This window comes from Microbispora sp. CA-135349, assembly GCF_050947365.1.
GTDB lineage: Bacteria > Actinomycetota > Actinomycetes > Streptosporangiales > Streptosporangiaceae > Microbispora.
The window spans coordinates 2,184,367-2,210,363 of sequence record NZ_CP192001.1; the positions used below are offsets into that span (position 1 = coordinate 2,184,367).

The window sequence follows — 25,997 nt, forward strand, 5'->3', positions numbered from 1 at the left end:
ACGCGCTGTGGGGACAACCGGAGTCACCGCGGTCCGGGGGCCGCCTGGTCACGCGGCCATCCCGACGGGGATCCGGGCGATCACCCGGAAGCCGCCGCCCGGCCGGGGACCGGCCTCGACGCTCCCGCCGTACATCGCCGCCCTCTCCCGCATGCCGATCAGCCCGTGCCCGCCGACCAGGCGCGGCGCCGCGGCGCCCCTGCCGTCGTCGCTGATCCTCAGCTCGAGCTCGCCCCTGCCGTACGTCACCTCCACTCGGGCCCGCGTGCCGGGACCGCCGTGCTTCAGCGCGTTGGTCAGCGCCTCCTGCACAATCCGGTAGACGGCGAGCTGCTCACCCTCGGGCAGCGTCTGCGCGGTGCCGGACACGGTGAACTCGGTCGGCAGACCCGAATCCCTGACCTGCCTGATCAGGTCGCCCAGCTGGGCGACACCGGGTTGCGGGGCGTACTCCTCCGCCGGGCTGCCGGCGTCCTGCCGCAGCACCCCCACCAGCCTGCGCATCTCGGCCAGCGCCTGCCGCCCGGTCGACGAGATCGCCTGCATCGCACGCCGTGCCTGCTCGGGGTCGCCGTCGATGGCGTATCCCGCGCCGTCGGCCTGCACGACCATCACGCTGACGTTGTGCGCGACCACGTCGTGCAGCTCGCGGGCGATGCGGGCGCGCTCGGCGGCGGCGGCGATGCGCGCCTGCTGGTCGCGCTCCCGCTCGGCCCGCTCGGCGCGTTCGACCAGACTCTCCACGTAGCGACGGCGGGTGTTGGCGTAGATGCCGGCGATCCAGACGGCGACGACGAAGGCCGACGACGACGGCCATGCCTGGGCGGGGGCGGGAGACCAGCGCAGCATCGCCAGCAGCAGCCCGAGTTCGGCGACCGCCCCGGCGGCCAGCGCCCACCGCAGCGTGCAGCGCGAGGCGACGCCGTACACCGCGACGAGCACCGCGATGTTGGCGGGCAGGACGACGACGTCGAGCAGCCACTGGACGAAGCTGACGGCGGCGACCACCGCGAACACCTCACGGGGGTGGTCGCGGCGCCAGGTCAGCGGAACGATGAGCGCGGCCGACAGCAGCAGCAGACCGGGCACGCCGACCTGCCGCGCCCCCAGCGAGCCGGTCCGGCTGAACGCCTCGATGGTGATCAGACTCAACAGCGCCAGCGGGGAGACCGTGAGCGCGTCCACGAGCTTGCTGTGGCGCCGGATCCAGGCGCGCAGTCTGCCGAACACGTACCCAACCATACGTATCGGCTGCTCAGGAAGGTCTCACCCTTGGGACGGATACCCGCCTACGACTCAAGTCGCAGCCGCTGCCGTGCTTACGCCGTTTTTACGGATCACGGCGCATCCTTGTTCCCGGGAACGCTTCTTGGAAGCGGGGTTAGGGAGCTCTGAATGGCGGAGAAGGACGCGGGGTCGCGCGGTGTCGGAGACGAGCCGCGCGACCCGCGCCCGGAGCCGGAAACCGGACCGGCCGGGTCATCTGAGCCCAGTGTGACCGAGCCCAGTGCGACGGAGCCCAGTGCGACGGAGCCCAGTGCGACGGAGCCCAGTGCGACGGAGCCCAGTGCGACGGAGCCCAGTGCGACCGCCGGTTCCGCTGCGCCTGCCGCGTCCACCGGGCCGAGTCCGTCGACCGGGTTGGCCGGGTCTGCGCCCCCTCGGACGAATCCCGCGTCGCCCTGGACCAGCCCGGGGGACACACCCAGGCCGTCAGGGCCGCAAGCACCCCGGACCGGACCGGCGAACACGCCCGGAGCATCGGGGCCGCACTCGCCGTGGGCAGGCCACGCGGGCCCGGGCCGGCCAGGGCCGGGACCCGCGAACACGCCCCCCACAGACGGCCGGTACGCCTTCGGTCCCGGTGGCGCGGGGTGGAAGGCCCCCGGCTGGCAGGATCCGCGCGCACGGTCCGCGCCTGCTCCGCGGCATGGCCCTCCCACGCGACCGGCGCCTCGGCTGCCCCGCGGACACGTCGGTCAGCTCGTGGCCGTCGGCATCGCGTCCGCGCTGATCGGTGCGCTCCTCGGCGGCGGCGTCGTGGCCGTCACCGGCATGGTCTGGGACCGGGCGCACGCGGGGATGAGCTGGGACGCCGGAAGTGACCGCCAGCGTCTCTTCCCTCGAGGCTACAACCAGGACGCGCCACAGTCCCAGGACGACTTCCTGCCTCCCTGGTGCAGGCGCACCGAGGCCGGAGTGCGCTGCCAGGCGCCAGGCTGAGGTTCGCTTTCCCGAGGGCGCGCGCCGGCGGAGGGGCCGGCGCGCGCCTACGGGTGTCCGGCGCCCGCTGGGCTGTCCCCTGGCCGGCCGCGCGTCGGCGCAATTTTGGATTTCCCAGGACGGTCACTCCCGCTCGCTCCGAGCACGCAGCAGGGCGATGGCCGTGCGGACCGCGGAGGACCGCGACGGGACTCCTTCCGCTGCCATGGAGCGTTCGAGGAAGGCGAGATCTTCCGCCGTGACCATCACGGCCATCTTCGCGGGCGTCGCGAGAATCCGGTGCGCCATTGTTTCTACTTGGATTTGGTGGGGTCGACGAGATTCGAACTCGCACTGTACGGCACCTAAAGCCGCGGTCTCCTGCCGTTGGACTACGACCCCTTCGCGTTTTCCCTTGCCCGCGAAATTCTCCGTCTGAGAATGGCAGTTCGGGCAGAGAAATCGCAGATTCTCTTTTCTGTTGTCCAGCCAGTCGCCGTTGACGTGGTCGACGTGCAATGTCAGCGACCGGCCCTGCCAAGTGCCGCCTATCTTACAGTCTGCACAGCGGTAGGGGACTCCCAGTTCACGTAGCACCCGCCGGAGCTTGCCCGGCTTCTCACGGGCAGCGCCCGCGGGATTCAGGACCAGCACGTCCGCTGGAAGACGCCGTCGCGGCGACGGCCGGCCCCGCCTGTGGGCCTGGCCGAGGAAGTGGGTCGTGTCGATGCCGAAGTGCTTGAGACGGCGGCTGATGTGGGCGTGGGCGCCCCCCGACCACGGGATGCCGAGATGGCGCAGCACGTCTGCGATGCTCGCCGCTTTGGCCGCGGCCTCGGCCAGCGGTTCGGGCGTGTACTTGTACTAGTAGATGCACAAAGTCAACTATTCCTGGGGAGCCGGCCAGCAGGTGGCGCCCGCCAAGCTGTGGCGACGCACGCACATCTGACCAGCGACGAAGCGCGCTGTCCTCATCAACAGCGACCCGGCTCGATCGCCGGAGGTCGCCTACGAGAGGCTAGCGGCGAGAACCTTCACTACAAGGTCAAGGCGAGCCGCCTGCGGCGACTCGCGGCGCGTCGGGCGGCCAGCGGGCCGGGCGTGCGGCTCTCCGGCCGGTCCCGGCCCGCGCCGCCCCGCACGGCTCGCCACAAACCTGCCCTTGCAGCAGACGACCCCCACGAATACATTCTTCTGCTGACCGTTTTCCTCGCGCACGGGATAGGGTATGCCGTTCAAGAAAGACCCGAGGGTTGACCTCCTGGCAGAAGGCCAGCGATACGCCGCCGTCCGGGAGCGCGTCATCCAGAACATGCCCTGGATAGTCACCGGCGCAATCTTCTTTCTGATCTTGATTCGCATTTTGCTTGTTTCCCGCTTAGACGTGCCCACTGCTCTTGCCGTTCTGCAGCAAACGGGACCGATAGAGTTGGCTCCCGCCATTCTTCTCTCGCTGCTTCCGACGCTGTCCGTGGGGCTTGGAGTGGTGGGGTACCGGATTGCATTCATTCACGAACAGCATGAGTATCTACGGTATCAGAGATTTCTCCACTGGACCTTTTATGGTGCCGCAGTCATCGCATTCGCCGCAATTCAAAATTGGAGCACCACACTGCTGCAGGCCGCCATTCCGCCCTTAACGTATCTGGGCTACAAGCTCTCCGAATGGAAAAACTCGCGCAAAAAGGCGAAAAGGGCTGGGATGTCAAATCGGGAGGGAAGCGGCAGAACAGATAAGGGTGCGACTAAAAGTGTCGGATCAGATAACGTCTACCCCGAAACAGGAGACAGCGTCATTCGCCAGCACTATAAGCGACTAGAGGAGCTTGATAGTCGAATAGCGGCTGCCTCTTCTGGACCTGTCGAACTTGACAAGTTGAAGGCGCTCAGGGATGAGCGGCGAAACGTCATCGGCGACATTCGAGACCGGGCCGGCATTATTTCGGAATCATGGAAGTCTTCTACCGACCTCGTAATAGGCGGACTCATTATCTATTTGCTACTGAACAACTTCGTAACTTTCTTCAGTGAGGCACCGTGGCTGCCTAGCGAGAAGATCCGAATCGATCGCGTCGGCGTCGTGCCGGGCTATATCCTAAAGACCGATGAAACCTGGACAACCATTTTGACGCTCGGGCGGTCCTTGAGAACCGTAAAGACCGATAGTGTTGTCAGTAGAGAGCTCTGCAGGATTGGGAGAGTTTCGCCGTCCGGAAGCGTGCGAACGATTTTTGGACAACTGAATAACAGCCCAAACTATCCGCCGTGCGTCGTACCCGCCAAGCCCCGCAGTGATCCGAGCTCTCGGCCAAGTCCTCAGCTAGGGAAATGATGCGATGAGATGCTGGAGCCGCACGAACACTTCTCCCCTCTAGTCGACGGCAGACGTTTTCCCGATCATTCATCCTCGCATGAATCCTCCTCTCCAAGCCTTTCTTGCTGCTCATTGAATAAGTCTGCCGCTGCGTTTAGGCACGGGAATATGGCCGCAGCAATCAGTGCGCAGTCCCACTCTCTCATGCTAGTAGTGAGGCATCGGAGCACCTCGACACTTCCCATGAGGAGAAAGAACGTGATGGTTGACCCGATATATGCAGTGGCGCTTAGGTCGACACTAGACCGATTGTTGTAGAAGTAGCTGCGATGTAAGTCTGCGGATCCTATAACGGTGAGCGACCCGGCATGAACGGCAGCATTGCATGCGAGATATACATGACGGATCGCCTCACCTTCCACCGCATCTTCGATGTCCTTAAAAGTGACCCGTTTACTTGCAGGATTTAGCGTACCTGGAGCAGCCCAATTATTCTCACCCTTGAAGAAATTGTCTCCCCACCTCTTCCGGGCTTCCGAGATCATTTCTTGGCTTACTTCGTCGTCTAGGTCGCTGTCCCCGCCCTCCTTCAAGCGTTCTACAAGGGATGAGACGTAGTAGCGTTCTGCTAGCTCATACCCTCCAGGCGTCGGTTCTCTTGTGCAGAGAAAGAACGCTTTCACTACCAACTCGTAGAGGGTTCTTATTCTAGAGAAGGCCCCATCTGTATATCCCTTCCTAAGAAGAAGGGAGATCTCGCTCGATATGACCACCATGCGAGCATGCATGCCCATCAGCAGCAAAAATCTGGTTGCATGCCCTCCTAGCACGCTCTCGATACCGAATAGCTTCTGATACGTCTCCTCTCTCGGTGCTTCATGCAGCCACAATCTAAATGCCGCATTCATTGCCCTATTGGCTAGTTCGGCGGCCGCGAGAGCTTCATCCAGTGCGTTGAAGGCGGCAGCATATCGCTTGAGTAGGTTGCGCTCTACTTTCTTGCCATACTTCTTTCTGTCGGCAGTAATGGAACAAACTGTCCTCTTGGATTGCTCGTGCCAGGCGGGTATGAAGATCTGGGGGTTCTCTAGTATGTGCATGTATGATTTAGTGAGGGCCGTCCTTGCTTCATCGTAATCGACAATCTCGCCTCGAGTGATCTTACTATTGACGTAATCGACCGCGATTCGCAAGAACTCTGAATCATTCGGATCCATGAGTTTCCTTTCGTCCAGGTGCAAGGATCCCATGTGGTCGGCGAGGTCACCAGTGTTTATCTAGCTGCCTATCCGTCTACATGAGCAGATGAGCTGCTATCCAGTCTGATCAGTCCCTGGCTGCCCCGCCCCCGCTGCTCGATTGTTCGTGGCCCTTGGTCGGCGTCAACGCCGTCTGTGCGGGTTGGGAGACGGGTGGCGGTGCACGTCGTTGGTGGACGGACACGCGAAGACGGCATTGACACCTCGGTCGGGCCACTGATCTCGGCAGCTATCGGGGGCGGGGAAGAAGTGGCGCGGGCCGTAGATACGGGTGCGGCCCCGCCCGAGTGAGCGGGGCCGCGTGAGCGCTGGACCGTCTATCGCATCTCGCCGAGCAGCAGGGCATGCCATACCCTGCGGGTCTCCTCGATGGGCCAGCGGTGGGTCTCTTTAACCTTCGGTGTCGGTTCGGCCTGGGTGGTCTTGCGGATGAACGCCTGCCCGCCGGACTGGAGCAGTTCGTAGACGACGGCCCGGCAGTCGCATGTCCAGGCGAGAGTCCGCACGCGCCCGACCCCCTCGAACGGCTTATGCCAGACGAGCTTCACGTGATCTTTCTGGCGCATCTCCCAGTGCGGACTCAGGCACTCGTCCGGGTCCACGACGGAGGTCGCCATCACAACCGCCGCCTCACCCTGCTCCGCCGTTGGCCCAGCCGACGATCCACCGGACGGCGGACTGCGGTTGGTCGACCGAGGGCAGCGGCACGACGGTCCCGGACTTCGGTAGCTTGATCAGGAAACGACGCGGCTTGTTCTCCTGATCGATGGTGACCGTCGCGACCCGTCCGCCGAAGCCGTAGATGTCCAGCTCCGCGCCCGCTTTCTCCTGTACCGGGAACCCGGTCATCCGGAGGGTGATGTGGCTGATGAACCGGACGCGGACCCCTTGGGACCGGAGCAGGTCGCCGAGGGCGGCCAGGATGCCCGCCTGTTGGTTGGCGGTTCGGTTGCCGTTGGTGATCTGGCGCATGTCTCTCCCGTCTGTCTCGCTGACGGGTTGAGCGTACGCCAACCTTCCTAATCCTACCTAGTCCTTCTCATAGGTACCCCTAGGTACCTGTGGTAACGACATGGAACGCTTTCGTTCCTACTCTTGAGCCCGTGATCGAGTTCCGGCCTGACCAGCTCAAATGGGAAGCCGTCCTCGAAGAGATACGACGGCGTATCCGGACGGGCGAATACCAGGTGGGGCACCCCATCCCTGGTGAACCCCGCATGGCCGAGGAGTTCGGCATCGCCAAGGGCACCGCACGCCGCGTCATCAACGAATTGCTCAAGGCCGGAGACGTCTACACCGTGCTCGGCAAGGGCACCTTCGTCGCCGACCCCGAGACCGGCGGCCCGCCCAGGAGAGACACCGAAGACGAGTGAAGGCCCCCGAGCGAATCGGGGGCCTTCTGCCTTCTATCGGTTGTCAGCGAGACGATGGAAGGCGCACCAAGCGTAGAGCCGACAGGCCGAGGGCAGTAGCCTCCGGCCGTGGCGCCGCCGGCCCAACCGCTTCGCGGCCCTTCGGGTGCCTACGGCATTGCGCCGGCCGCACCACTCCCGCACTCACATCCCGCCGGTCAGGCCGACTCTTCCCGCGTACGAGCGATCCGGCGAGCGGTGGCTATGCGTTGCCGGATCAGCTCGGCCCACAGATGTTCACCGTGCCGGTACCCGCTCCCGGCGAAGCGCCACTGACCGACCGTCACCGTCTCCCGCTCATCAGGCGCAGGCAGGCCCCGCCGTTCCCGAGCCCGCTCGGCCTGGTGATCCGCGCGCACCCGCCGCAGCGCGCCGAGCGTGATCGAGTAGTGGCGGCTCTTGGTCGAGAAGTGGCCCCGGTACCCGAGCATGTGCGCCCACTGCCGCAACGGGATCAGCCGATAGGCCGGATCGTTCGCCAGGGCGAAGCAGGTGTAGATCATGCGCCGGGCATGCTCGGTCACGTCCAGGCCCTTGACGTCGGCGACCTCCCGGATCGGCCGGTCCACCGTCCCGGCTGACTCGGCCCCCTTCGTCGCGTACTTCGCGATGTAGGCCGCCACCCGCTGATCCGCGATTCCCTCAAGCGAGGTCGCGACGTAGATGGGGTCCACGTCGAGCTGCGTTCCCCACCGGCCGACGAACGACGGGTCATCGTCGGGCACGGGAACCGAGACCGCAGCCGCGGTTTCCCGAATCGCCTCCTGGAGCACGGGCATGCTCGCCCAGTCCGGCGGGTGATCGGAGGGCCCGTCCGGTCCGTCGAGGCGGATCACGGCGTGGAAGTGGACCAGGCCCCGCGCCTGATACTCGGCCACCTTGGCGTACGACAGCCGCAGCCGCCGCCGCAGCTCAGCCCGTGAGATGCCGAGGTGACGGGCGAAGGTCGCCGGTAGCGCCTGCGTGAAGCGCCGCCACAGCTCGCCCGCATGCGCGTTCCACAGCACCGCCCCGGCGTAGTCGTAGCAGTCCACGCAGATCGGCTGCCCGACCTGGGAGTCATCCTCGCTGTGCCGGACCCCGCAGCCTTCCGGCCTGCCGTGCTCGCATACCGGGTTGTCCCGCCGAGGACGGCACGGCAGCACCTTGTCGCCCTTCATCCGGCGCGCGTGGACCGCGCCGAACGAGGGGGCCGTGAACGTGGCGAACACGCGAGGATGCGCGCTCACGTCCTCGGGGACGCCCTTGCCACCGCGCAGGCCGGACAGGATCAAGTGATAGGTGTCGTCCCGGTAGACCTCCGAGCAGGCCGGGCACCGGGACGCACGACGGTTGCCGCACGCGGTCAGTAGGTACCCGGTCGGCTCGTCGGCCGTCCGGTAGACGTCCAGCACTTCCAGCCCGGCATCGAAGGTGATCCGGCGTCCCTGGAGCCTGATGGGTTGGGCACAGCCGCCCGTCGCGCGCACCATCTCCTGCCACCGGGCGAAGTCCGGCATGGCGGCGCGTTGGGCGGCGGCGAGGACATCAGGGGAGAGGGGAGGGAGTTCGCTCACGCGGCATCCCTCCCGCTCTCCGCAGGGGGCGTGTCGTCGGCGTAGCGAATGCCGTGAATGGCGGCGATGCGACGCCACTTGTCGGCGGACCACCGAGGCGACTCGCCGACTTTGCGCTTGCACCACTCCTTCACAAGCGCGGCGTATGGTCCCAGTTCCTCGGGTACCAGCAGGGGCCTCCTTTCTCTCGTCGGGAAGCCGCCCGCCACGTCCGGCGACGAGAGCACCAACGCAGGGCAGGCCGAAGACAGCTCGCGGCCTGTGGAGCGGTGGTGCTCTCAGCGAGACAAGATCAGGAGTGTTGTGCGCGACGGTGAAACGATGAGCGCTGCCGGATTTTGTGGCCTACCGCTGGGCCGGGTCCCTCCCAGCGGAACGGCTGATCATGTTGTTTTCGCCCGGTGGCTTGTGTGCGCTCGTGAAAATCTGTCGCGGTCGGTTGCTCGCTTGTGTCCGGAGTGATCGGGGGCTCTTGGTCACTTCCAGATGTACCACGAGGAGAACGAATTTAAGCAGGTCAGAGTTCCTACGGGGCGTTCAAGCGCTACGTCCCAGGACGTCCGTCAGCGTCCGTGGGAGTCCGTAGACGTCCGTCAGTGTGTGTCTCTGTAGGGCCGAAGGTAAGCAACCCGTCACCACTGAGACAGGCGCTCACACTCAGGACGTCCAGGACGTCTTCACTCCACCCACACCGGTTCGAGCAGATCCGGGTTGAACGGTGCCCGGCCTCTGCCCGCCGGATGGACGATCACCGCGTGTAGCATCTCGCGGACGTGCGCGCGCTTCCGTGAGAGCGGTAGCCCGCCCTCCTCTTCCGGCAGATACCAGCGCCGGCCGGATCTCGCTCATGTCGATCTCCATGCTGGCCCGCTTCCGCTCGGCCCTGCCCAGAATCTTGCTCTTCTCCGCTCGCAGCCGGGCGATGTCCCCCTCCAGCTCCGACACGAGTCCGAAGTAGAGGTTGTTCGAGATCTCCCGCGCCCGCCACCGGCTGGTCAGCTCCGTCAACTGCCCTTCCAGGTCCTTGAGTTCCTGTTCCCGCGTCCACTCGGGAGCGTCCTCGGCATCGACGTACTGCACCAGCTTCATCTGTTCGAGCACGAGTTCCGAGATCGCGAAGTCCACCAGGTCACCGCGTCGCCCGATTCCGCCACAGCCGCCTGCCGCCTTACCCGGGCAGAAGTACATATGGCGCTCGCCGTCCTTCGTCCTCTTCGTGCGGAGGATCGCGTTGCACAGGCCCCCACCCTCGATGGGACGACCGCAACGCAGGATGCCGGTCAGCAAATAGCGATGTTCCCGGAAATCGTGAGGGTATGGAGTACCCACGGCACCGCCCCGCTTGACCGAGTGCCCCCGTCGCGCGTGGATGATCTCTCGCACGGCAAGCCACTCATCGGGAGTGAGGATCGGTTGCCATTCGCCGATGACCGGATCGCCGTTCGCATCGCGCACCAATTCGCCCCGCAACTCCCGATATCCGCAGAGCCGAGCGTTGAGGAACGTAAGGCGGAGAGTCCGCATCTGCCAGTCGTTGCCGCGCGGAGTCTTGATTCCCCTGCGCTTCCACCATGACGATGGCGTACAGCGAGGAGCCGGTGACGAAATCTCGCGCGGCCTGCCGCAAGAGAGCGGCCTCTTGCTCGTCCAGCGCGATCCGGTCTTCCTTCCAGCCGAATGGCCGGGGACCGCCGACCATCCGGCCTTGGAGCGCCCGCGCCTGATGAGAGGCCCGCATCCGGCGCTGCATTTTGCGGACCTCCATTTTGGAGATGACCGCGCCGAACAGGCCCATGCTCTCCACGTCCTCGCTGTACAGGTTGGACACCTGCTTGGAGTCGGCGAACACGAAGCCGTCGTTGTACGTGAACGCCTCCACGAAGCGCTCGTAGTCGCCCGGCCGGCGGGCGAGCCGGTCATTGGCGACGACCACCACGCCCCGCACCGCCGTGCCGTTCGTGAGCTTCCCGGCGCGCAGCGCCTTGAGCATCAGCTCGAACTCGTCGCGGTAGACGTCGGCCTTGGCGGCGGACTTGTCGTTGTCGGTGAACTCGTGCACCACGGTCCAGCCGTGACGGGCCGCCGTCTCGCGGTTGACCCGGTGCTGGTCCTGGACGCCGTGCTCGTCGCCTCGTACGTCTGCCGAGATGCGGGCATACGACACGACGGGGATTAGGTCTGTTGCCTCTGCCACCACGAGCTTGGCCATGGTCACCCCATCCGCTCAGGTAAAAGCCACCCTTGCGAATGTTCTACTACTTCGCCATGTCCTGGAATGTATCGGCGGCCGCCGACAATTCCAGGAGTATGGCGAAAAGGGATTCGTCAGGAGATCCCTAGTTCTTTCGCGAGTCGGGCGACATGACCGGTGGCCTTCACGTTGTAGAGGGCCTTCTCGATCTTCCCGTCGGGGTCGATGACGAACGTGGAGCGGATGACGCCCATCACGGTCTTGCCGTAGTTCGTCTTCTCGCCGTACGCGCCGTATGCCTTGTGCACGTCCAGACCGGTGTCGGACAGCAGCGGGAAGGTGAGCGCGTCGCGCTCGCGGAACTGCCGCAGTTTGGCGGGCTTGTCCTTGGACACGCCCAGCACCACGAAGCCCTGTTCGGTCAGCGCGCCGAGATTGTCACGGAAGTCGCAGGCCTGCTTGGTGCAACCGGGGGTCATCGCCGCGGGGTAGAAGTACAGGATGACCCGCCTGCCGCGGAACGACTCCAGCGAGACCTCGCGGTCGTCGGCGTCGGTCAAAGTGAAGTCCGGCGCGGCGTCGCCGGGCTGGAGCTTGCTCATCACGTCCTCCGGAAAAGGTGACCCGCGCCGATCGGCGGGCAAGCGTCAACCAAACTACCGGGTCAGCCGCTGTGCGGGCGGACCGCCGGACCTGGCACACTGATCACACACCAATACCACAGGAGGGGGATCGCATGGCGGACACCGATCCCGAGGCGCTGGAACGGAAGATAGAGCGCACGCGGGCGGAGCTCGCTCGCACGGTCGACGCCATCGCGGACCGGGTGAGCCCGAAGCGGGTCGCGGAGCGCGGCGTCGAGAAGGCGAAGGCCAACGCGCGCGGTTTCGTCACGTCGGTGGAGGACATGGTCCTGGGGCCGCGCACGTACGCCCCGGCCGACGGCGAAGGTGAGCAGCCCGAGGAGTATCCGGCGCCCAGCATCGCTCCGGTGCTGATCGGGATCGGCGTGGTCGTCGTCGTGGGCGCGGCCGTCGTGCTGCTGCGCCGCCGTTCCCGCTGACCCGCCGGGGGACGCCGCCGCCGTGACGCGCTTCACGGCGGCGTCCGCGTTCCCCCGAAAACGATCACAAGGCCGGGCCGGCGGTCACAGGAAGGTCATGCCCTCACCCCGATAGGTCGGGACTTCCTCGGTCACCCGGTCACCCTCCACGAGATGCAGCGCGGCGAAGCGCTCGCACATCTCCCCGGCCTTCGCGTGCCGGAACCAGACGCGGTCACCGAGGCGGAGGTCGGCCGCGGCCTCGCCGAGCAGGGGAGTCTGCACCTCACCCGCCCCCTCGTCCGGGTGGTAACCGAGCCCCGGCGGCAGGTACGGCTGGGGCAGCCGGGTGGGCCCGGGAGCCCCGGAGGCGGGGTAGCCCCCTCCGAGCACGGTCACGACGTCCGGAGCCGGCTTGCGCACGACCGGCAGGGCGAACAGCGCCGCCGGGCGGCCGGTGAAGCCGCGGTAGAAGTCGAACAGGCGGGGATGGAAGAAACCCGAGCCCGCGGCCACCTCGGTGATCGCTCGCTCGGCGGTGGTCTTCTCGATGCTTCCCGTGCCGCCGCCGTTGACGAACTCGAGGTCGGCGACCTGACGTACGGCCTGCACGATGCGGCCGCGCCGCACGATCAGCTCGCGGCGAGACCGCTCCTGCATCCAGCGCACCGCGCGGCCGTACGGCCCGGGGACGTCGTCACCCACCCCGGCGATCTGGGCCTCGTACGCCATGAGCCCGGTCAGCCGCACCCCGGGGCGCTCGGCGATGTGCGCGGCGATCTCGGCGGCCTGCTCGGGTTCGCGGATCGGCGACCGCAGCGCGCCCGCGCGGAACTTGCCGCCGAAAGCCGTGAATCCCGCGTCGATGTCCAGGCACACCCTGATGCGGTGGGGGAGCCGCAGGCTCTCGATGAGGTCGAGGTGCTCCGGCGAGTCCACCATCACGGTGATCTCCCGTGCCGCGACGTCGTCCGAACCCAGGGCGCGCAGCGCGGTCCTGTCGGCCGTCGGATAGGCCACGAGCACGTTCCGCAGCCCGGTGGAGACCAGCCACAGCGCCTCGGGCAGGGTGAAAGCCATGACGCCCGAGACGCCGTCCATGGCCAGGACCCGTTCGAGCAGGGCCCGGCAGCGGATCGACTTGCTGGCGACCCGGATGGGCTTGCCCCGGGCCCGGCGCACCATGGCGGCCGCGTTCGACCGGAGCGCGTCCATGTCGAGGACGGCGAAGGGCGGCTCCAGATGGGCCGTCGCCCGGTCGAGGCGCTGTCGGTCGTCCATGGCGGCAGCCTAGTACGGCGCCCCGGGGATATATATGAGCGCTGTTCACGTTAACCGTGACCCGGCAAAGTCTCGGTGATGGAGCCGTCATGATCGCGCAAGGCGGCGGGTGACCCGCCCGTCTCGCCGGCCCTCCGTGTACCCATGGTGACGTGACTACCGAGCGGACCGGGCGCGGTGAGCGGGAAGGGTGAACGGCTGATGAGCGTCGTGCAGGGAATCCTGTCGGGTTCGTCGGCCAGAAGCGCCAAGGGCGCCGGAAGCGGCACGGGAGCCAAGGGTGCCGCAAGCGGCACGGGAGCAAAGGGTGCCGGAAGCGGCACAGGAGCCGACGGCACCACAGGCGGCAAGAGCGTCAACGGCATCGGAAACACCGCAGGCGGCACCGGCGCCGGGGCGGGCCGCACGGCCGGCCGGCGGACCGCCGCGCGCGTCCTGCGGCCGGCCCGCACCCCGGCCGCCGTCGTGGTCGCCGCCGCGATCGCCCTGCTCGGCTGGGCGCTCACCGCCGCGGTCGTCGCCGCCCTGCTCGGCGTGGCTCACTGGCGGCTGCCGCCCCGGCTGTCGCACGTCACACTGGCCGACCCCGCGGTCGCCGTCGCCGCCGTCGGCATGATCCTGTGTGGAGCGGGTCTGGTGGCCCTCGCGCTCGTCCCCGGCCGTCCCCGGCTCATGCCCCTGCACTGCCGGGATCCGCTGCTCGCGATGGGCCTGACGCGCGCGGGTCTGCGCCGTACGCTCGCCGCCTCGGCCCGCGAGGTCGAGCATGTCCGGCGGGCCGGCGTTCACATCCTCCGCAGACGGATCGAGGTCATCGTGGTGGCCGACGCGAACACGACCGGCGCCCTGCTGCGGGAGGTGGGCGCGGCGGTCGGGGACCGGTTGTCGGGGCTCGGCGTCCAGTCCCGCCACGAGGTGGTCGTACGGCTGCGCGGGAGAGGGGTCTGACGTGCGTCCGCGCATGGGGAATCGCGCCGGGCTCTGCCTGGTGGGCCTCGCGCTGGTCGCGGGAGGGGCCGGCCTGCTGGCCGCCGCGCGGCGGCGGCCCGGCGCGGCCCTGATCGACGGGAGCGTGGTCGAGGGGAGGCCGTGGGCGCTGCCGCTGCTCGCCGGGGCGGCCATGCTGCTCGCCCTGGTCGCGACCCGCTGGCTCGTCCTGGCGCTCGGGTGGGGCAGGGTCGGCAGCCGCACCGGCGCCGGCATCGCCATGCTCGGCGTGGCGCTGAAGGGCGTCGACGGGATCGGCCGCATCTCGGTGAGGCTCGTGCGCGACGGCAGGCTGCGGGTGTCGGTGTCGCTCCAGCGGTCCGCCGACCCGCGGCAGGTGATCAGGCGGCTGGACGAGTCGGCGATCTCACGCGTTCGCCGAGCGGTCGGCCGGGACGACGCGCTTGCGGTTGTCCGCCTGCACGTCCGCCGCCGCTGACCGCCCGCGCCCCGCCGACCGCCCTTCGGAGCGCCCTTCGGAGCGCCACGGCGCTCGGGTCGCGCCGGTGCCCAGGGCGAGCCCGGCGGCCAGGCAGGCGAGCGGCACGACGGGCACCACATACCGGTGGTCGAAGGCGGCGATCAGGGGCGGCAGCAGGAGCAGGACCACGGCCGCGGCCCAGGGCAGCAGCGCCGTCCACCGCCGGGCCACCAGTCCGGCGAGCCCGGCCAGCAGGATCGCCGCCAGCAGCGGCCCGCGCAGGAAGCCCTGGTCCTGGTAGGCGCGCAACCATCCCGCGAACGGCTCGACCACCTTCGTGTCCCCGGCGCTTCCCTGGTAGGCGGTGGTCAGCTCGGTCGCCGTACGGCCGCCGGAGGCCACCTTGGCGGTGAACGGCTTCACCGAGGCGGGGAAGACGTACGCGCTCTGCGGCCCGGGGGAGGGGTAGACCTTTCGGTCCCATCCGAACGCCCACATGGCGTCGTGCAGGCCGGTCGCCAGGAAGTCGAGGGGCTGGCTGCGGATCGCCAGCGACGCGAACTCGCCCGCCAGCCGCTCCTTGTCCTTCTTCACCCGCTGGATGGGCGAGTCCGCGTCCCAGATGTAGGCGGGCGCGGCGAGCCGGGGCCCCGACGGGCACAGCACCGCCAGCTCCTTGGGCGGCTCCATCACCGAGCAGTCGGCGAAGGTCATCGTCCGCGACCACAGCCAGGTGCTGCTGCCGCCCATCCCGTACGTTCCGTGGGCGTCGTGGAACCACACGGCGTACCCGCCGAGCACGGCGGACGCGGCGGCGAGCCCGGCGAGCGCGGTCCTCCAGCGTCCGGCCAGCAGCACCGGCAGCAGCGCCAGCGCGATCAGGGGCAGCCCGAGAGTGCGGGTGACGGTCGCCAGCCCGAGCAGCAGCAGCGCGGCGACGACGGACCACGCGCCCGGCCTGGGGCGCCACAGCAGGATCGTCACGGCGGCCACGATCAGCGCGGTGAACAGCAGGTCCGCCATGATGAGGTGTTCGAGCTGGATCTGGTGCACGTCGAGCAGCACCGGGGCCGCCGCCAGCGCGGCTCCCCACCCCGGCAGCCTCGTACGGCGGCGCAGCAGCGCGTACACGCAGACGGCCATGCCGAGGCCGAGCAGGTGCTGGACGATCACGACGGCGGTGACGCTGCCCAGCGGGCTCAGCGCCGCCAGGAACAGCGAGTAGCCGGACGGCCGCGAGGGCAGGGGCCGCAGGTCGAGGGCCGAGCTCAGGTAGGCGAAGGAGTCGGCCCAGAACCACAGCGCGGGCCGGTAGCCGAGCACGGCGAGCGCGCGGAGCGCGACGCCCGCCGCCAGCACGATCAGGAACGCCCGATGCGGGCGCAGCGCCTCGCGCCACCTCACGTGACGGCCCTCCTCCTCGTCGGCGAGGGCACCACCTTATTGGCCCCGGCCGGCGTTCCGCCCGCCTGCGTGATCACGAAGAGCTTTCCGGCAGGTCAGAGAGGCAAGCACGAATTCCCCGCACGTCGCGATCGGTATCGGCGCAGGTGGGAGGCCCTGTGTGCGACACCCTGCACGATCACGGTGGGGGTCAGCACTCGATGACGTTGACGGCGAGGCCGCCGCGGGAGGTCTCCTTGTATTTGTCGAGCATGTCCCTGCCGGTGTCGCGCATCGTCTTGATCGCCTTGTCCAGCGACACGAAGTGGCGGCCGTCGCCGCGCAGCGCGATGCGGGCGGCGGCGATCGCCTTGATCGAGGCGACGGCGTTGCGCTCGATGCACGGGATCTGGACGAGCCCGCCGATCGGGTCGCAGGTCAGGCCGAGGTTGTGCTCGATGCCGATCTCGGCGGCGTTCTCGACCTGCTCGGGCGTGCCGCCGAGCGCCTCGGTGAGGCCCGCGGCCGCCATGGAGCAGGCAGAGCCGACCTCGCCCTGGCAGCCCACCTCCGCGCCGGAGATGGAGGCGTTCTCCTTGAACAGCACGCCGATCGCGCCCGCGGTGAGCAGGAAGCGGACGACGCCGTCCTCGCCGGCGCCCGGAAGGAAACGCATGTAGTAGGACAGAACGGCCGGGACGATTCCGGCGGCGCCGTTGGTCGGGGCGGTCACGATCCGGCCGCCCGCGGCGTTCTCCTCGTTGACGGCCAGCGCGAAGAGCGTGACCCAGTCCATCGCCCGCAGCGGGTCGGTCCCGTCGGCCTCACCCTGCAGCCGCCGGTACAGCTGGTGGGCCCGGCGGCGCACCTTGAGGCCGCCCGGCAGGACGCCCTCGCGGCTGGTGCCGCGCCGTACGCACTCGGCCATGACCGCCCACAGGTGCAGCAGGCCGGCCCGGATCTCCTCCTCCGTACGGCCGAAGGCCTTCTCGTTCTCCAGCATCAGGCCGGAGATCGACAGGCCGGTCTCGGCGCAGCGCGCGAGCAGTTCGTGCGCGGTCGTGAAGGCGTACGGCAGCACCGTGTCGTCGGGCTTGATCCGGTCGGCGCCGGTGGCGTTCTCGTCCACCACGAAGCCGCCGCCGACCGAGTAGTACACCTTCTCGCGCAGCACCGTGTCGTCGGCGTACGCCGTGAACCGCATGCCGTTCGGGTGGTGGGGGAGCGACAGCGTGCGCTCGAAGACGAGGTGCTCGCCGACCACGAACGGGATCTCGTGCAGGCCGTACAACGTGACCGTGCCGCTCGCCCGCATCGCCGCCAGCCGTTCGTCGACGGTGTCGACGTCGACCAGCTCGGGCTTGTCGCCGGACAGGCCCAGCAGAACCGCCTTGTCGCTGCCGTGGCCCTTGCCGGTCAGCCCGAGCGAGCCGTAGAGGATGGCCTCGACCCTGGTGACCTTCACCAGCAGTCCGTCCTGGTGCAGCCCGCGGGCGAACTTGTGCGCCGCGGCCATCGGGCCGCCCGTGTGAGAGCTGGACGGCCCGATCCCCACCTTGAACAGGTCGAAGACGCTGATCGCCATTGATCGTCGCCTCTCGGCTTCCTGTCAGGACTCGCCGGAGGTCAGCGCGGTGTACTCCGCGGCCGACAGCAGGTCGTCCGGCTCCTCCTCCACGCGCACGCGGAACAGCCAGCCCTCGCCGTACGGGTCGGAGCCGACCAGAGCGGGCTCGTCCGCGACGGCGGCGTTGATCTCGACGATCTCGCCGCTGACCGGCGCGAAGATGTCGCTCACGGACTTGGTGGACTCCACCTCGCCGACCGCGTCGCCGGCCGTGACCGTCGCGCCGACCTCCGGGTGCACCTCCACGTAGACCACGTCACCGAGCTGCTCGGCCGCGTACGCCGTGATGCCCACCGTCACGGTGAGGCCGTCCTCGATCCCGGCCACCCACTCGTGTTCCTTGGTGTAGCTCAGGTCGTCCGGAATGGTGCTCACTTGCTCCTCCTGTAGAAAGGCAGATCGACGACGTCGACCGGTTCTTGGCTGCCCCGGATGTCCACGGTCAGGCCACCCTTTTCCAGGGCGTCCTCGTCGACGTACGCCAAGGCGATCGGGCGGCCGAGGGACTGCGACGGGGCGCCGCTGGTCACCTCGCCGACGACGGCACCCTCCCGGGTGACGGGGTAGCCGTGCCTCGGCACCCGGCGGCCGCGCGCCACCAGCCCGACCAGGCGCCGGGTGGTGCCGTTCGCCGCGACCCGCTCGAGGGCGGCCTTGCCCACGAAGTCGCCGGGCTTGTCGAAACGGACGACCCGGCCGAGGCCGGCGTCGAACGGCGTGATCGCCGCGCTCAGTTCGTTGCCGTACAACGGCATGCCGGCTTCCAGGCGGAGCGTGTCGCGGGCCGACAGCCCGGCGGGAACGAGCCCGGCGTCCCTGCCCGCCTCGGCGAGCGCCTCCCACAGCGGTACGGCGTGCTCGTTCAGCACGAAGAGCTCGAAACCGTCCTCGCCGGTGTATCCGGTGCGTGCGATCAGGACGGGCGTGCCCGCGACGACGCCGGGGACGATGGCGTAGTACTTGAGCTCGCCGAGGTCGGCATCGGTCAGCGCGGCCAGGATCTCGGCGCTGCGGGGGCCCTGCACCGCCACCAGCGCGTACTCGTCCGACCGGTCGGTCACCCGCGCGTCGTATCCCCGGACCCGGTCGGCGAGCTCGCGGGCGACGAGGGCGTGGTTGGAGGCGTTGGCGACGACCATGTACTGGTCCTCGTCGAGGCGGTAGACGATGAGGTCGTCGAGGATGCCGCCGGTCTCGTTCACGATCATCGTGTAGCGGGCGCGGCCGGGCGCGAGGACGCTGAGGTGACCCACGAGGGCGTGGTCGAGGGCCTCGCCCGCCTGCGCGCCGACGACGAAGATCTCTCCCATGTGGGACAGGTCGAAGAGCCCCGCGGCCGTTCGCACCGCGTTGTGCTCGGCCGACTCGCTGCCGTAGCGCAGGGGCATCTGCCATCCCGCGAAGTCGGTCAGGGTCGCGCCAAGGCGTTCATGGACACCGCGGAGCGGGGTGGATCGGGACATGCGCACCTCGGAAGGACGGATGCTGCGTTGAACTATCGGGCATCCTCCCCCTCTGTCATCGGCGCCTGAGAGCTTCGTCCGATCTTTGCCGGACTTTCACCTTCGGCGAGGCCTTCCGGCCTTCTTTCCAGAGGTCACCTGGCCCGCACGGTCCTTTGCCTTGAGAGGTTCGCGGGGAGGGCTTGCTCCTTCAGGGGCCCTGACCGGATGCCAGGACGCTCTCCCGCACGGGGTCACCGGTGTGCAGCCAGCCTAGTGGTTCTCCCACCACCCCCGTAACCGGCCGGACCGCCCGATTTCATCATGGAGACTCCGGCGGCGGGTCCACGCCGGCCTTCGGTCACGATCGGTGATCCGACTCCTGCAGCGGCCGATGCCCCGCGTGGAGACGCGCCAGGGTGGAGGAAGGGTCGTCGCCCGTGAGGATCCGCTGGTGGACGGCCTGAGTGTCGGGGGACGGCTCGGTGCCGAGGCAGTCGACCAGCGTGCGGCGCAGCCGCTGGTAGGAGGCCGAGGCGTCGTGGGTGCGGCCCGACCGGTGCAGCGCCAGCATGAGTTGCCGGTGCGGCCGTTCACGCAGCGGATGCCGTCTCGCCCACTGGGCCAGGCCGCCGACGATCTCGTGATGGTGCCCGAGCGTCAGTCGTACGTCGAAGAGGTCCTCGGTCACCGCACGCCGGTCCTCGTCGAGCCGTTCGGCCCAGGCGGCCAGTTCGTCCACGTGCCTCATGCCGAGCAGGGCGTCGTCCCGCCACAGGTTGAGCGCGCTCTCGAAGATCCTCGCCGCATTGTGGTAATCGCCATTGTCTCGAGCGATTCTGCCCTGTGCCACGAATTGGTTGAATACTGCAGCATCCACGGATCCGGACGGCACGGAAAGAAGGTACCCGCCTTCCACCGTGTGCAGCGGAGAAACGCTGGGGTCGCGTGGCGAGAGCCGCCTGCGCACCTGTGCGATGTAGGTGGTAAGATTCCGCGGCGCGGATTTAGTGGGACGGCCATTCCATAGCAGATCGATGAGCGTGTCCCGGTGGATCGCGTTATTCGGATTGAGTAGGAACAGCGCCAGGAGCTGCCGGTGTCTCGGGGCGAGCCCGGCGATGACGTCCCCCGAGGGTTTCATGGCCAGGAACGGTCCGAGCACGGCGTATAACACGATCCCCCTCGCACACGAAAGCAGCGTGAACGCGCCGACGACGCGGCTTCAATAGGTATTTGACGATATCCCTCTCTCCCTGCATTCGTCAAAATTGCTGTTTTTCGCGGCGCGCGCCGGGGTGGGAAGTTCCGTCATGGCATTGCGTTCCGTAAAGCGATGAATGCCCAGCGAACATGCACGTGCAGCAAATGAAATCGGTTACATAAACCGAGGAGGATGCGATGGCGTGTTTCCGGTCGCCGCTCCGGTCGCCGCGGGAGGAGGGCGACAGCCGTGTTCACCGGGCCGCCGCCGCGTTGCGGCGGGTGCGTTATGCGGGGGCTCGACCGGCATGCCGGTGCGCCGCGCGTCGTCCCACCGGACGGCGTCCAACGGGGCGAGGCGGCGTCGCATCGGGTGCTCCGCGGCGCACACCGGATCCTCGGGTGCGGGTTCTCGCGGGGGTTCTCAGGCGCGGCGCCGCTTCGGGATTCTCAACGGCGGGCGGCGGCGACGAGAGCGCGGAAGAGGGGGCCGTCCTCGTCGGCCTCCGGATGCCACTGCACGGCCCGCGCGAACGCGGCTCCCGTCACTTCGACGGCCTCGATCGTGCCGTCGCAGGAACGGGCGGTGACCTCCAGCCCGTCCGCCAGGCGGTCGATCGCCTGGTGGTGGTAGTGGGCGGGCGTCAGGTCCTCGCCGTCGTAAATCTTGGCCAACCCCGGCGAGAGCCGTACGGGGACGCGGCCGAACGTGCCGGGGGCGGGGGAGTGGTCCGTGTGGCCGACCACTTCGGGCAGGTGCTGGTGGAGGGTGCCGCCCAGCGCCACGTTGAGCACCTGGAGGCCGCGGCAGATGCCGAGGAACGGCAGCCCGGCCTTTAGCGCGGCCGCCATCAGCCCAAACTCGGCATCGTCGCGAAATTTCCGGATGTAGCCGGTCTGGGGGGCCGGGGCGGAGCCGTACCGGGCGGGGTCGATGTCGCCCCCGCCCGCGATGATCAGCCCGTCCAGCCGCTCCACCAGCGCGGCGGGCTCCCCCGCGGGCGGCAGGATGACCGGCTGGCCCCCCGCCCGCACGATGTGGTCGACGTACATGTACGGCAGCAGCGCCGCCGGCATGTCCCACACGGTGAACTTCGCCGGCTCGACGTAACACGTCACGCCGATGACGGGACGGGCCATGACGATCCCCCTACAGCGGAGTGACGTACGCGCCGGAGATGCCGCCGTCCACCAGGAACTCCGAGGCGGTGATGAACGAGGCGTCGTCGGAGGCGAGGAACGCGACCGCGGCGGCGATCTCCTCGGCCCGCGCGAAACGGCCGATCGGCACGTGGACGAGACGGCGCTGGGCGCGCTCGGGGTCCTTGGCGAACAGCTCCCGCAACAGCGGGGTGTCCACCGGTCCGGGGCACAGCGCGTTGACCCGGATGCCCTCGCGGGCGAACTGGACGCCCAGCTCGCGGCTCATCGCCAGAACCCCGCCCTTGGAGGCGGTGTAGGAGATCTGCGAGGTGGCCGAGCCCATGACCGCGACGAACGACGCGGTGTTGATGATCGAGCCCTTGCCCTGCCGCCGCATGTACGGGATCACGTGCTTGCAGCACAGGTAGACGCTGGTGAGATTGACCTCCTGCACCCGGCGCCAGGCGTCGATGCCGGTCTCCAGGATGGAGTCGTCGTCCGGCGGCGAGATGCCCGCGTTGTTGAACGCGATGTCGACGCCGCCGAACTCCTCGGACGCGGTCCGGTACATCCGGGCCACGTCGTCCTCGTTCGCCACGTCGACCTTGACGAACAGGCCGCCGACCTCCCCGGCCGCCTTCGCGCCGGCCTCCTCGTCGAGGTCGGCGACCACGACCTTGGCGCCCTCCTGGGCGAACCGGCGGGCCGTGGCCAGCCCGATGCCGCTGCCCGCCCCGGTGATGACGGCGACGCGGTCCTGCAAACGCTGCATTGATCTACTCCGTGGAGATGAAGACGTTCTTGGTCTCGGTGAAGGCCGACAGGGCGTCCGGGCCGAGCTCCCGGCCGAGGCCCGACTGCTTGAAGCCGCCGAACGGGGTCCAGTAGCGGACGCTGGAGTGCGAGTTGACCGACAGGTTGCCCGCCTCGACGGCCCGTGCCACCCGCAGCGCCCGGCCCACGTCGCGGGTCCAGATCGATCCCGACAGGCCGTACGCCGTGTCGTTGGCGATCCGGATCGCGTCGGCCTCGTCCTCGAACGGCACGACGGACACCACGGGCCCGAAGATCTCCTCGGTGAACGCCCTGCGGAAGGACTCCGAGGACGATCCGGCCAGCACCGTGGGCGGGAACCAGAAGCCGGGCCCGCTCGGGCACGACCCGGCGGCGTACACGTCGGCCTCGGTGACGAACGACGCGACGCGCTCCCGATGCTCGGCGCTGATCAGCGGGCCCATCTGCGACGCCGGGTCGCCCGGGTCGCCGACCTTCACCGCGCGCACCGCCTCGGCGAGCCGCGCGAGGAAGTCGTCGTGGACGGAACGCTCCACGAGGATGCGCGAGCGGGCGCAGCAGTCCTGGCCCGAGTTGTCGAAGACCGCCATCGGCGCCGAGGCCACGGCCTTGTCGAGGTCGGAGTCGGCGAAGACGATGTTGGCGCTCTTGCCGCCCAGCTCCAGCGTCACCCGCTTGACCTGCTCGGCGGCCTTGGCGCCGATCAGCCTGCCGACCTCGGTCGAGCCGGTGAACACGATTTTCCGTACGTCCGGGTGCTCGACGAGCCGGGCCCCGGCGACCTCACCCTCGCCGGGGACGACCTGGAGCACGCCCTCGGGCAGCCCGGCCTCCAGGGCGAGCTCGGCCAGCCGCAGCGCGGTCAGCGGGGTCCACTCGGCGGGCTTCACGATCACCGTGTTGCCGGCGGCGAGGGCCGGGGCGACTCCCCAGGTCATGATGACCATGGGGAAGTTCCACGGCACGATGATCCCGACCACGCCCAGCGGCTCGGCGAACGTGACGTCCACCCCGCCCGGCACCGGGATCTGCCTGCCGTGGTTGCGCTCGGGCGCGCCCGCGTAGAAGTTCAGCACGTCGCGGACGTTGCCCGCCTCCCAGCGGGCGTTGCCGATCGTGTGCCCGGCGCCGGTGATCTCCAGTCGCGCCAGCTCCTCCGCGTGGTCCTCCACAACCTGCGCGAAGCGCCGCAGCAGCCGCGCCCGCTCGCCCGGGGCGACCGCGCTCCAGGCCGGGAACGCCCGGCGGGCGCGCTCGACGGCGCGGTCCACCTCGGCGGCGTCCGCCATCTCGATCTCGGCGATCACTTCCTCGGTCGCCGGATTGACTATCTTCACAGCCGTTCGAACCCCCGATAGAGCTCCCAGTCGGTGACCGCCGCGTCGAAGGCGGCCAGCTCGACCCTCGCGTTGTTGGCGTAGTGCTCGACCACGTCCTTGCCGAACGCCTCCTCGGCGATCGGCGAGCCCTCCCACAGCGCCAGGGCGTCGCGGAGCGTCGCGGGCACCCGCTCCGCCCCGGAGTCGTAGGCGTTCCCGGCGAACGGCTCCTCCAGCTCCAGCCCGGCGTCGATGCCGCGCAGCCCCGCCGCGATCATGGCCGCGACCGCGAGGTACGGATTGACGTCGCCGCCCGGCACCCGGTTCTCGATGCGCAGGGAGGGGCCATGACCGACGAGCCGCAGCGAACAGGTGCGGTTGTCGACGCCCCATTTGACGGCCGTGGGGGCGAAGCTGCCGGGCACGAACCGCTTGTAGGAGTTGACGTTGGGCGCGTAGAGCAGGGTCAGCTCCCGCATCGCGGCGAGCTGACCGGCGATGAACCGCCGCCCGACCTCCGACAGCCCGTACGGCTCGCCTCCCGCCATCACCGGGGTGCCGCCGGCGTCGCGCAGCGAGATGTGGATGTGACAGGAGTTGCCCTCGCGCTGGTTCGGCTTGGCCATGAAGGTGATCGACCTGCCCTCCTGGGCGGCGATCTCCTTGGCGCCGTTCTTGTAGATGACGTGGTTGTCGCAGGTGGTCAGCGCGTCGGCGTACCGGAAGGCGATCTCGTGCTGGCCGAGGTTGCACTCGCCCTTGGCCGACTCCACGTACAGTCCGGCGCCCTCCATGCCGAGCCTGATCTTGCGCAGCAGCGGCTCGATGCGGGAGGTGCCGAGCAGCGAGTAATCGACGTTGTAGAGGTTGGCCGGGGTCATGTCGCGGTAGCCACGCCGCCAGGCCTGCTCGTAGCTGTCGTCGTAGACGACGAACTCCAGCTCGGTGCCGACGTACGCGGTCCAGCCGCGTTCGGCGAGCCGGGCGAGCTGGCGGCGCAGGATCTGCCGGGGGGAGGGCACGACGTCGGAGCCGTCCTCCCACACCAGGTCGGCCAGCAGCAGCACGGTGCCCTCGTGCCAGGGCACCCGGCGCAGCGTCGACAGGTCCGGCCGCATGACGAAGTCGCCGTATCCGCGCTCCCAGGACGACATGGCGTAGCCGTCCACGGTGTTCATGTCGACGTCCACCGCGAGCAGGTAGTTGCAGCCCTCGGCGGCGTGGTCCAGCACCTCCTCCAGGAAGTACCGCGCCGACAGCCGCTTGCCCTGCAACCGCCCCTGCATGTCGGTGACCGCGAGCAGGACCGTGTCCACGCGGCCCGCTTCGACGTCATCGCGGAGTCGCTCCACGCTGAGCACGGTGCCTCCCGTCCAAAAGTCTGGAATCAGACCATTGAGGGCATGCAAGCATCATGCTCCCCTCGTCGTCAACAACGCGACGCCCATAACGCGGTGTGGCCGGAAACGCGCCGTGGTCTAACCTCGACCGTGGGAGCGGGGGGCCGCCGGCGACGGCGGCAACGGGTGGAGGGACGGAGGGGCGACACGCATGGAGATCACCCCGGCGGAGTCGTCCGTCTCCGGTGCCCGGACGCCCTCCCGCCCACGGGCCGTGCCCGCCTCCGTCTCCATGTCGCCGCCGGTGCCCGATACGCGGCCCGCGGCCGTGGGGATCACCGGCGCGGTGTCGCTGCTTCGGCCGGTGCGGGCGGGCAACGCGTTCGAGGAGACCGTCGAGCGCCTGCTGCAGGCCATCAAGCTCGGCGTCGTCCCGCACGGCGAGAAGCTGCCGCCGGAACGCGAGCTGGCCACCCGGCTCGGCATCAGCCGGGTCACCCTGCGCGAGGCGATCCGCGCCCTGCAGGAGTCCGGCTACCTCGACGTACGGCGCGGCCGTTACGGCGGGGCCTTCGTCGTCTACCGGCCGCCGAGCCCGCGCAAGGGCGACCTGCGCAGAGCCCTCACCCGCATGGGCGAAGACGATCTCGAGGACGCGCTGACGTTCCGGATGGCCGTCGAGTGCGGGGCGGCCCGGGTCCTCGCGACGGCCGAGCTGACCGCGCTCCAGCGGGACACCCTGGCCGCCCGGCTGGCCGGGGTGAACGACGCGGCGCCGGCCGACTACCGCCGGATGGACATCGCGTTCCACCTGGCGATCGGGGAGCTGACCGGCTCGCCGCTGCTGGCCGCGGCCTGCGCCGACGCCCGGCTGCGGGTGACCGACCTGCTCAACGCGATCCCCGTGCTGCGGCCCAACATCGAGCATGCGGCGGTCCAGCACGCCGCCATCGCCGCCGCGATCCTGGACGGCGACCCCGAGGCGGCCGAACGGGCGGTGGCCGAGCACCTGGAGGGCACGGCGGCCCTGCTGCGCGGCTTCCTCGCCTGACACTCCCGCCGCGCCCGGTGTCCCTCCCG

The 25,997-nt window shown here is 68.8% G+C and carries 25 protein-coding genes, 1 tRNA gene, 1 pseudogene and 2 riboswitches; of the genes and pseudogenes, 7 read left to right on the plus strand and 20 right to left on the minus strand.

Going from position 1 to position 25,997, the window contains the following annotated elements:
• Positions 1-48: 48 nt before the first annotated feature.
• Positions 49-1,230 carry a sensor histidine kinase gene (locus ACQPZZ_RS10445; protein WP_432931130.1) on the minus strand — a complete coding sequence of 394 codons (1,182 nt, stop codon included), beginning with the start codon at positions 1,228-1,230 and terminating at the stop codon, positions 49-51.
• 756 nt (positions 1,231-1,986) lie between these two features.
• Between ACQPZZ_RS10445 and ACQPZZ_RS10450 the strand changes: the two genes are divergently transcribed.
• Positions 1,987-2,223: a hypothetical protein gene (locus ACQPZZ_RS10450; RefSeq protein WP_432931132.1), complete on the plus strand. Its 237-nt coding sequence runs from the start codon at positions 1,987-1,989 to the stop codon at positions 2,221-2,223.
• A 123-nt stretch (positions 2,224-2,346) separates the two neighbouring features.
• On the opposite strand, the gene ACQPZZ_RS10455 is transcribed toward ACQPZZ_RS10450, so the two are convergent.
• Both ACQPZZ_RS10455 and ACQPZZ_RS10460 read right to left on the minus strand, forming a co-directional pair.
• Positions 2,347-2,511: a hypothetical protein gene (locus ACQPZZ_RS10455; protein WP_432931134.1), complete on the minus strand. Its 165-nt coding sequence runs from the start codon at positions 2,509-2,511 to the stop codon at positions 2,347-2,349.
• Between the two features lie 16 nt (positions 2,512-2,527).
• Positions 2,528-2,604, minus strand: a tRNA-Leu gene (locus ACQPZZ_RS10460).
• A gap of 826 nt (positions 2,605-3,430) precedes the next feature.
• Between ACQPZZ_RS10460 and ACQPZZ_RS10465 the strand changes: the two genes are divergently transcribed.
• Positions 3,431-4,534, plus strand: a complete 1,104-nt coding sequence (locus ACQPZZ_RS10465; RefSeq protein WP_432931136.1) for a hypothetical protein — start codon at positions 3,431-3,433, stop codon at positions 4,532-4,534.
• Between the two features lie 65 nt (positions 4,535-4,599).
• Here ACQPZZ_RS10465 and ACQPZZ_RS10470 read toward each other — a convergent pair whose 3' ends face one another.
• The 3 genes from ACQPZZ_RS10470 to ACQPZZ_RS10480 all read right to left on the minus strand — a co-directional run bounded on the left by ACQPZZ_RS10470 (position 4,600) and on the right by ACQPZZ_RS10480 (position 6,747).
• Positions 4,600-5,733, minus strand: a complete 1,134-nt coding sequence (locus tag ACQPZZ_RS10470; RefSeq protein ID WP_432931138.1) for a DUF5677 domain-containing protein — start codon at positions 5,731-5,733, stop codon at positions 4,600-4,602.
• 359 nt (positions 5,734-6,092) lie between these two features.
• Positions 6,093-6,392, minus strand: coding sequence for a hypothetical protein (locus ACQPZZ_RS10475; protein ID WP_432931140.1), 300 nt, complete (start codon positions 6,390-6,392; stop codon positions 6,093-6,095).
• A gap of 13 nt (positions 6,393-6,405) precedes the next feature.
• A complete protein-coding gene (locus tag ACQPZZ_RS10480) occupies positions 6,406-6,747 on the minus strand; it encodes a hypothetical protein (protein ID WP_432931142.1) in 342 nt (113 codons plus the stop codon).
• A gap of 131 nt (positions 6,748-6,878) precedes the next feature.
• Here ACQPZZ_RS10480 and ACQPZZ_RS10485 point away from each other — a divergent pair, with 131 nt between their 5' ends.
• Positions 6,879-7,148: a GntR family transcriptional regulator gene (locus tag ACQPZZ_RS10485; protein ID WP_076437814.1), complete on the plus strand. Its 270-nt coding sequence runs from the start codon at positions 6,879-6,881 to the stop codon at positions 7,146-7,148.
• Positions 7,149-7,345: 197 nt separating this feature from the next.
• Here the strand turns inward: ACQPZZ_RS10485 and ACQPZZ_RS10490 are convergent, their stop codons facing one another.
• The 4 genes and pseudogenes from ACQPZZ_RS10490 to bcp all read right to left on the minus strand — a co-directional run bounded on the left by ACQPZZ_RS10490 (position 7,346) and on the right by bcp (position 11,536).
• A complete protein-coding gene (locus tag ACQPZZ_RS10490) occupies positions 7,346-8,743 on the minus strand; it encodes a replication initiator (RefSeq protein ID WP_432931144.1) in 1,398 nt (465 codons plus the stop codon).
• Between the two features lie 657 nt (positions 8,744-9,400).
• Positions 9,401-10,267 (minus strand): hypothetical protein, encoded by an 867-nt coding sequence (locus tag ACQPZZ_RS10495; RefSeq protein WP_432931146.1) that lies wholly within the window; start codon positions 10,265-10,267, stop codon positions 9,401-9,403.
• A 187-nt stretch (positions 10,268-10,454) separates the two neighbouring features.
• A pseudogene (locus tag ACQPZZ_RS10500) lies at positions 10,455-10,952 on the minus strand (recombinase family protein); the annotation flags it as partial.
• A gap of 116 nt (positions 10,953-11,068) precedes the next feature.
• A complete protein-coding gene (bcp, locus tag ACQPZZ_RS10505) occupies positions 11,069-11,536 on the minus strand; it encodes a thioredoxin-dependent thiol peroxidase (RefSeq protein WP_432931148.1) in 468 nt (155 codons plus the stop codon).
• A gap of 134 nt (positions 11,537-11,670) precedes the next feature.
• Here bcp and ACQPZZ_RS10510 point away from each other — a divergent pair, with 134 nt between their 5' ends.
• A complete protein-coding gene (locus tag ACQPZZ_RS10510) occupies positions 11,671-11,997 on the plus strand; it encodes a DUF3618 domain-containing protein (protein ID WP_363644259.1) in 327 nt (108 codons plus the stop codon).
• Between the two features lie 84 nt (positions 11,998-12,081).
• Here ACQPZZ_RS10510 and ACQPZZ_RS10515 read toward each other — a convergent pair whose 3' ends face one another.
• Positions 12,082-13,257, minus strand: a complete 1,176-nt coding sequence (locus tag ACQPZZ_RS10515; protein WP_432931150.1) for an amino acid deaminase/aldolase — start codon at positions 13,255-13,257, stop codon at positions 12,082-12,084.
• Between the two features lie 201 nt (positions 13,258-13,458).
• Between ACQPZZ_RS10515 and ACQPZZ_RS10520 the strand changes: the two genes are divergently transcribed.
• Positions 13,459-14,205: a DUF6286 domain-containing protein gene (locus ACQPZZ_RS10520; RefSeq protein WP_432931152.1), complete on the plus strand. Its 747-nt coding sequence runs from the start codon at positions 13,459-13,461 to the stop codon at positions 14,203-14,205.
• A 13-nt stretch (positions 14,206-14,218) separates the two neighbouring features.
• Positions 14,219-14,683, plus strand: a complete 465-nt coding sequence (locus ACQPZZ_RS10525) for a hypothetical protein (RefSeq protein ID WP_432931154.1) — start codon at positions 14,219-14,221, stop codon at positions 14,681-14,683.
• On the opposite strand, the gene ACQPZZ_RS10530 is transcribed toward ACQPZZ_RS10525, so the two are convergent.
• From ACQPZZ_RS10530 to ACQPZZ_RS10570, 9 genes are all read right to left on the minus strand, one after another.
• Positions 14,612-16,069, minus strand: coding sequence for a hypothetical protein (locus tag ACQPZZ_RS10530; RefSeq protein WP_432931156.1), 1,458 nt, complete (start codon positions 16,067-16,069; stop codon positions 14,612-14,614). The genes ACQPZZ_RS10525 and ACQPZZ_RS10530 overlap by 72 nt on opposite strands.
• Before the next feature lie 190 nt (positions 16,070-16,259).
• On the minus strand, positions 16,260-17,633 hold the full coding sequence (locus tag ACQPZZ_RS10535; protein WP_432931158.1) for an L-serine ammonia-lyase: 1,374 nt from the start codon (positions 17,631-17,633) through the stop codon (positions 16,260-16,262).
• 24 nt (positions 17,634-17,657) lie between these two features.
• On the minus strand, positions 17,658-18,050 hold the full coding sequence (gene gcvH / locus ACQPZZ_RS10540) for a glycine cleavage system protein GcvH (protein WP_432931159.1): 393 nt from the start codon (positions 18,048-18,050) through the stop codon (positions 17,658-17,660).
• Entirely contained in the window at positions 18,047-19,138 is a 1,092-nt protein-coding gene (gene gcvT / locus ACQPZZ_RS10545) for a glycine cleavage system aminomethyltransferase GcvT (protein ID WP_432931161.1), read from the minus strand. Before gcvT ends, gcvH begins: the two co-directional genes overlap by 4 nt.
• A 42-nt stretch (positions 19,139-19,180) precedes the next feature.
• Positions 19,181-19,276, minus strand: a riboswitch (glycine riboswitch).
• A riboswitch (glycine riboswitch) is annotated at positions 19,277-19,374 on the minus strand.
• Positions 19,375-19,478: 104 nt separating this feature from the next.
• On the minus strand, positions 19,479-20,261 hold the full coding sequence (locus tag ACQPZZ_RS10550; protein WP_432934330.1) for an AfsR/SARP family transcriptional regulator: 783 nt from the start codon (positions 20,259-20,261) through the stop codon (positions 19,479-19,481).
• A gap of 509 nt (positions 20,262-20,770) precedes the next feature.
• A complete protein-coding gene (locus tag ACQPZZ_RS10555) occupies positions 20,771-21,460 on the minus strand; it encodes a gamma-glutamyl-gamma-aminobutyrate hydrolase family protein (protein WP_432931163.1) in 690 nt (229 codons plus the stop codon).
• 10 nt (positions 21,461-21,470) lie between these two features.
• Positions 21,471-22,235 (minus strand): 3-oxoacyl-ACP reductase, encoded by a 765-nt coding sequence (locus tag ACQPZZ_RS10560; protein WP_432931165.1) that lies wholly within the window; start codon positions 22,233-22,235, stop codon positions 21,471-21,473.
• Positions 22,236-22,239: 4 nt separating this feature from the next.
• Positions 22,240-23,625, minus strand: coding sequence for an aldehyde dehydrogenase family protein (locus ACQPZZ_RS10565; RefSeq protein WP_432934332.1), 1,386 nt, complete (start codon positions 23,623-23,625; stop codon positions 22,240-22,242).
• Entirely contained in the window at positions 23,592-24,929 is a 1,338-nt protein-coding gene (locus ACQPZZ_RS10570) for a glutamine synthetase family protein (protein WP_432931167.1), read from the minus strand. The genes ACQPZZ_RS10565 and ACQPZZ_RS10570 overlap by 34 nt, the downstream gene beginning before the upstream one ends.
• Positions 24,930-25,209: 280 nt before the next feature.
• On the opposite strand from ACQPZZ_RS10570, the gene ACQPZZ_RS10575 reads away from it, so the two are divergent.
• Positions 25,210-25,968, plus strand: coding sequence for a FadR/GntR family transcriptional regulator (locus ACQPZZ_RS10575; protein ID WP_432934336.1), 759 nt, complete (start codon positions 25,210-25,212; stop codon positions 25,966-25,968).
• Positions 25,969-25,997 lie beyond the last annotated feature (29 nt).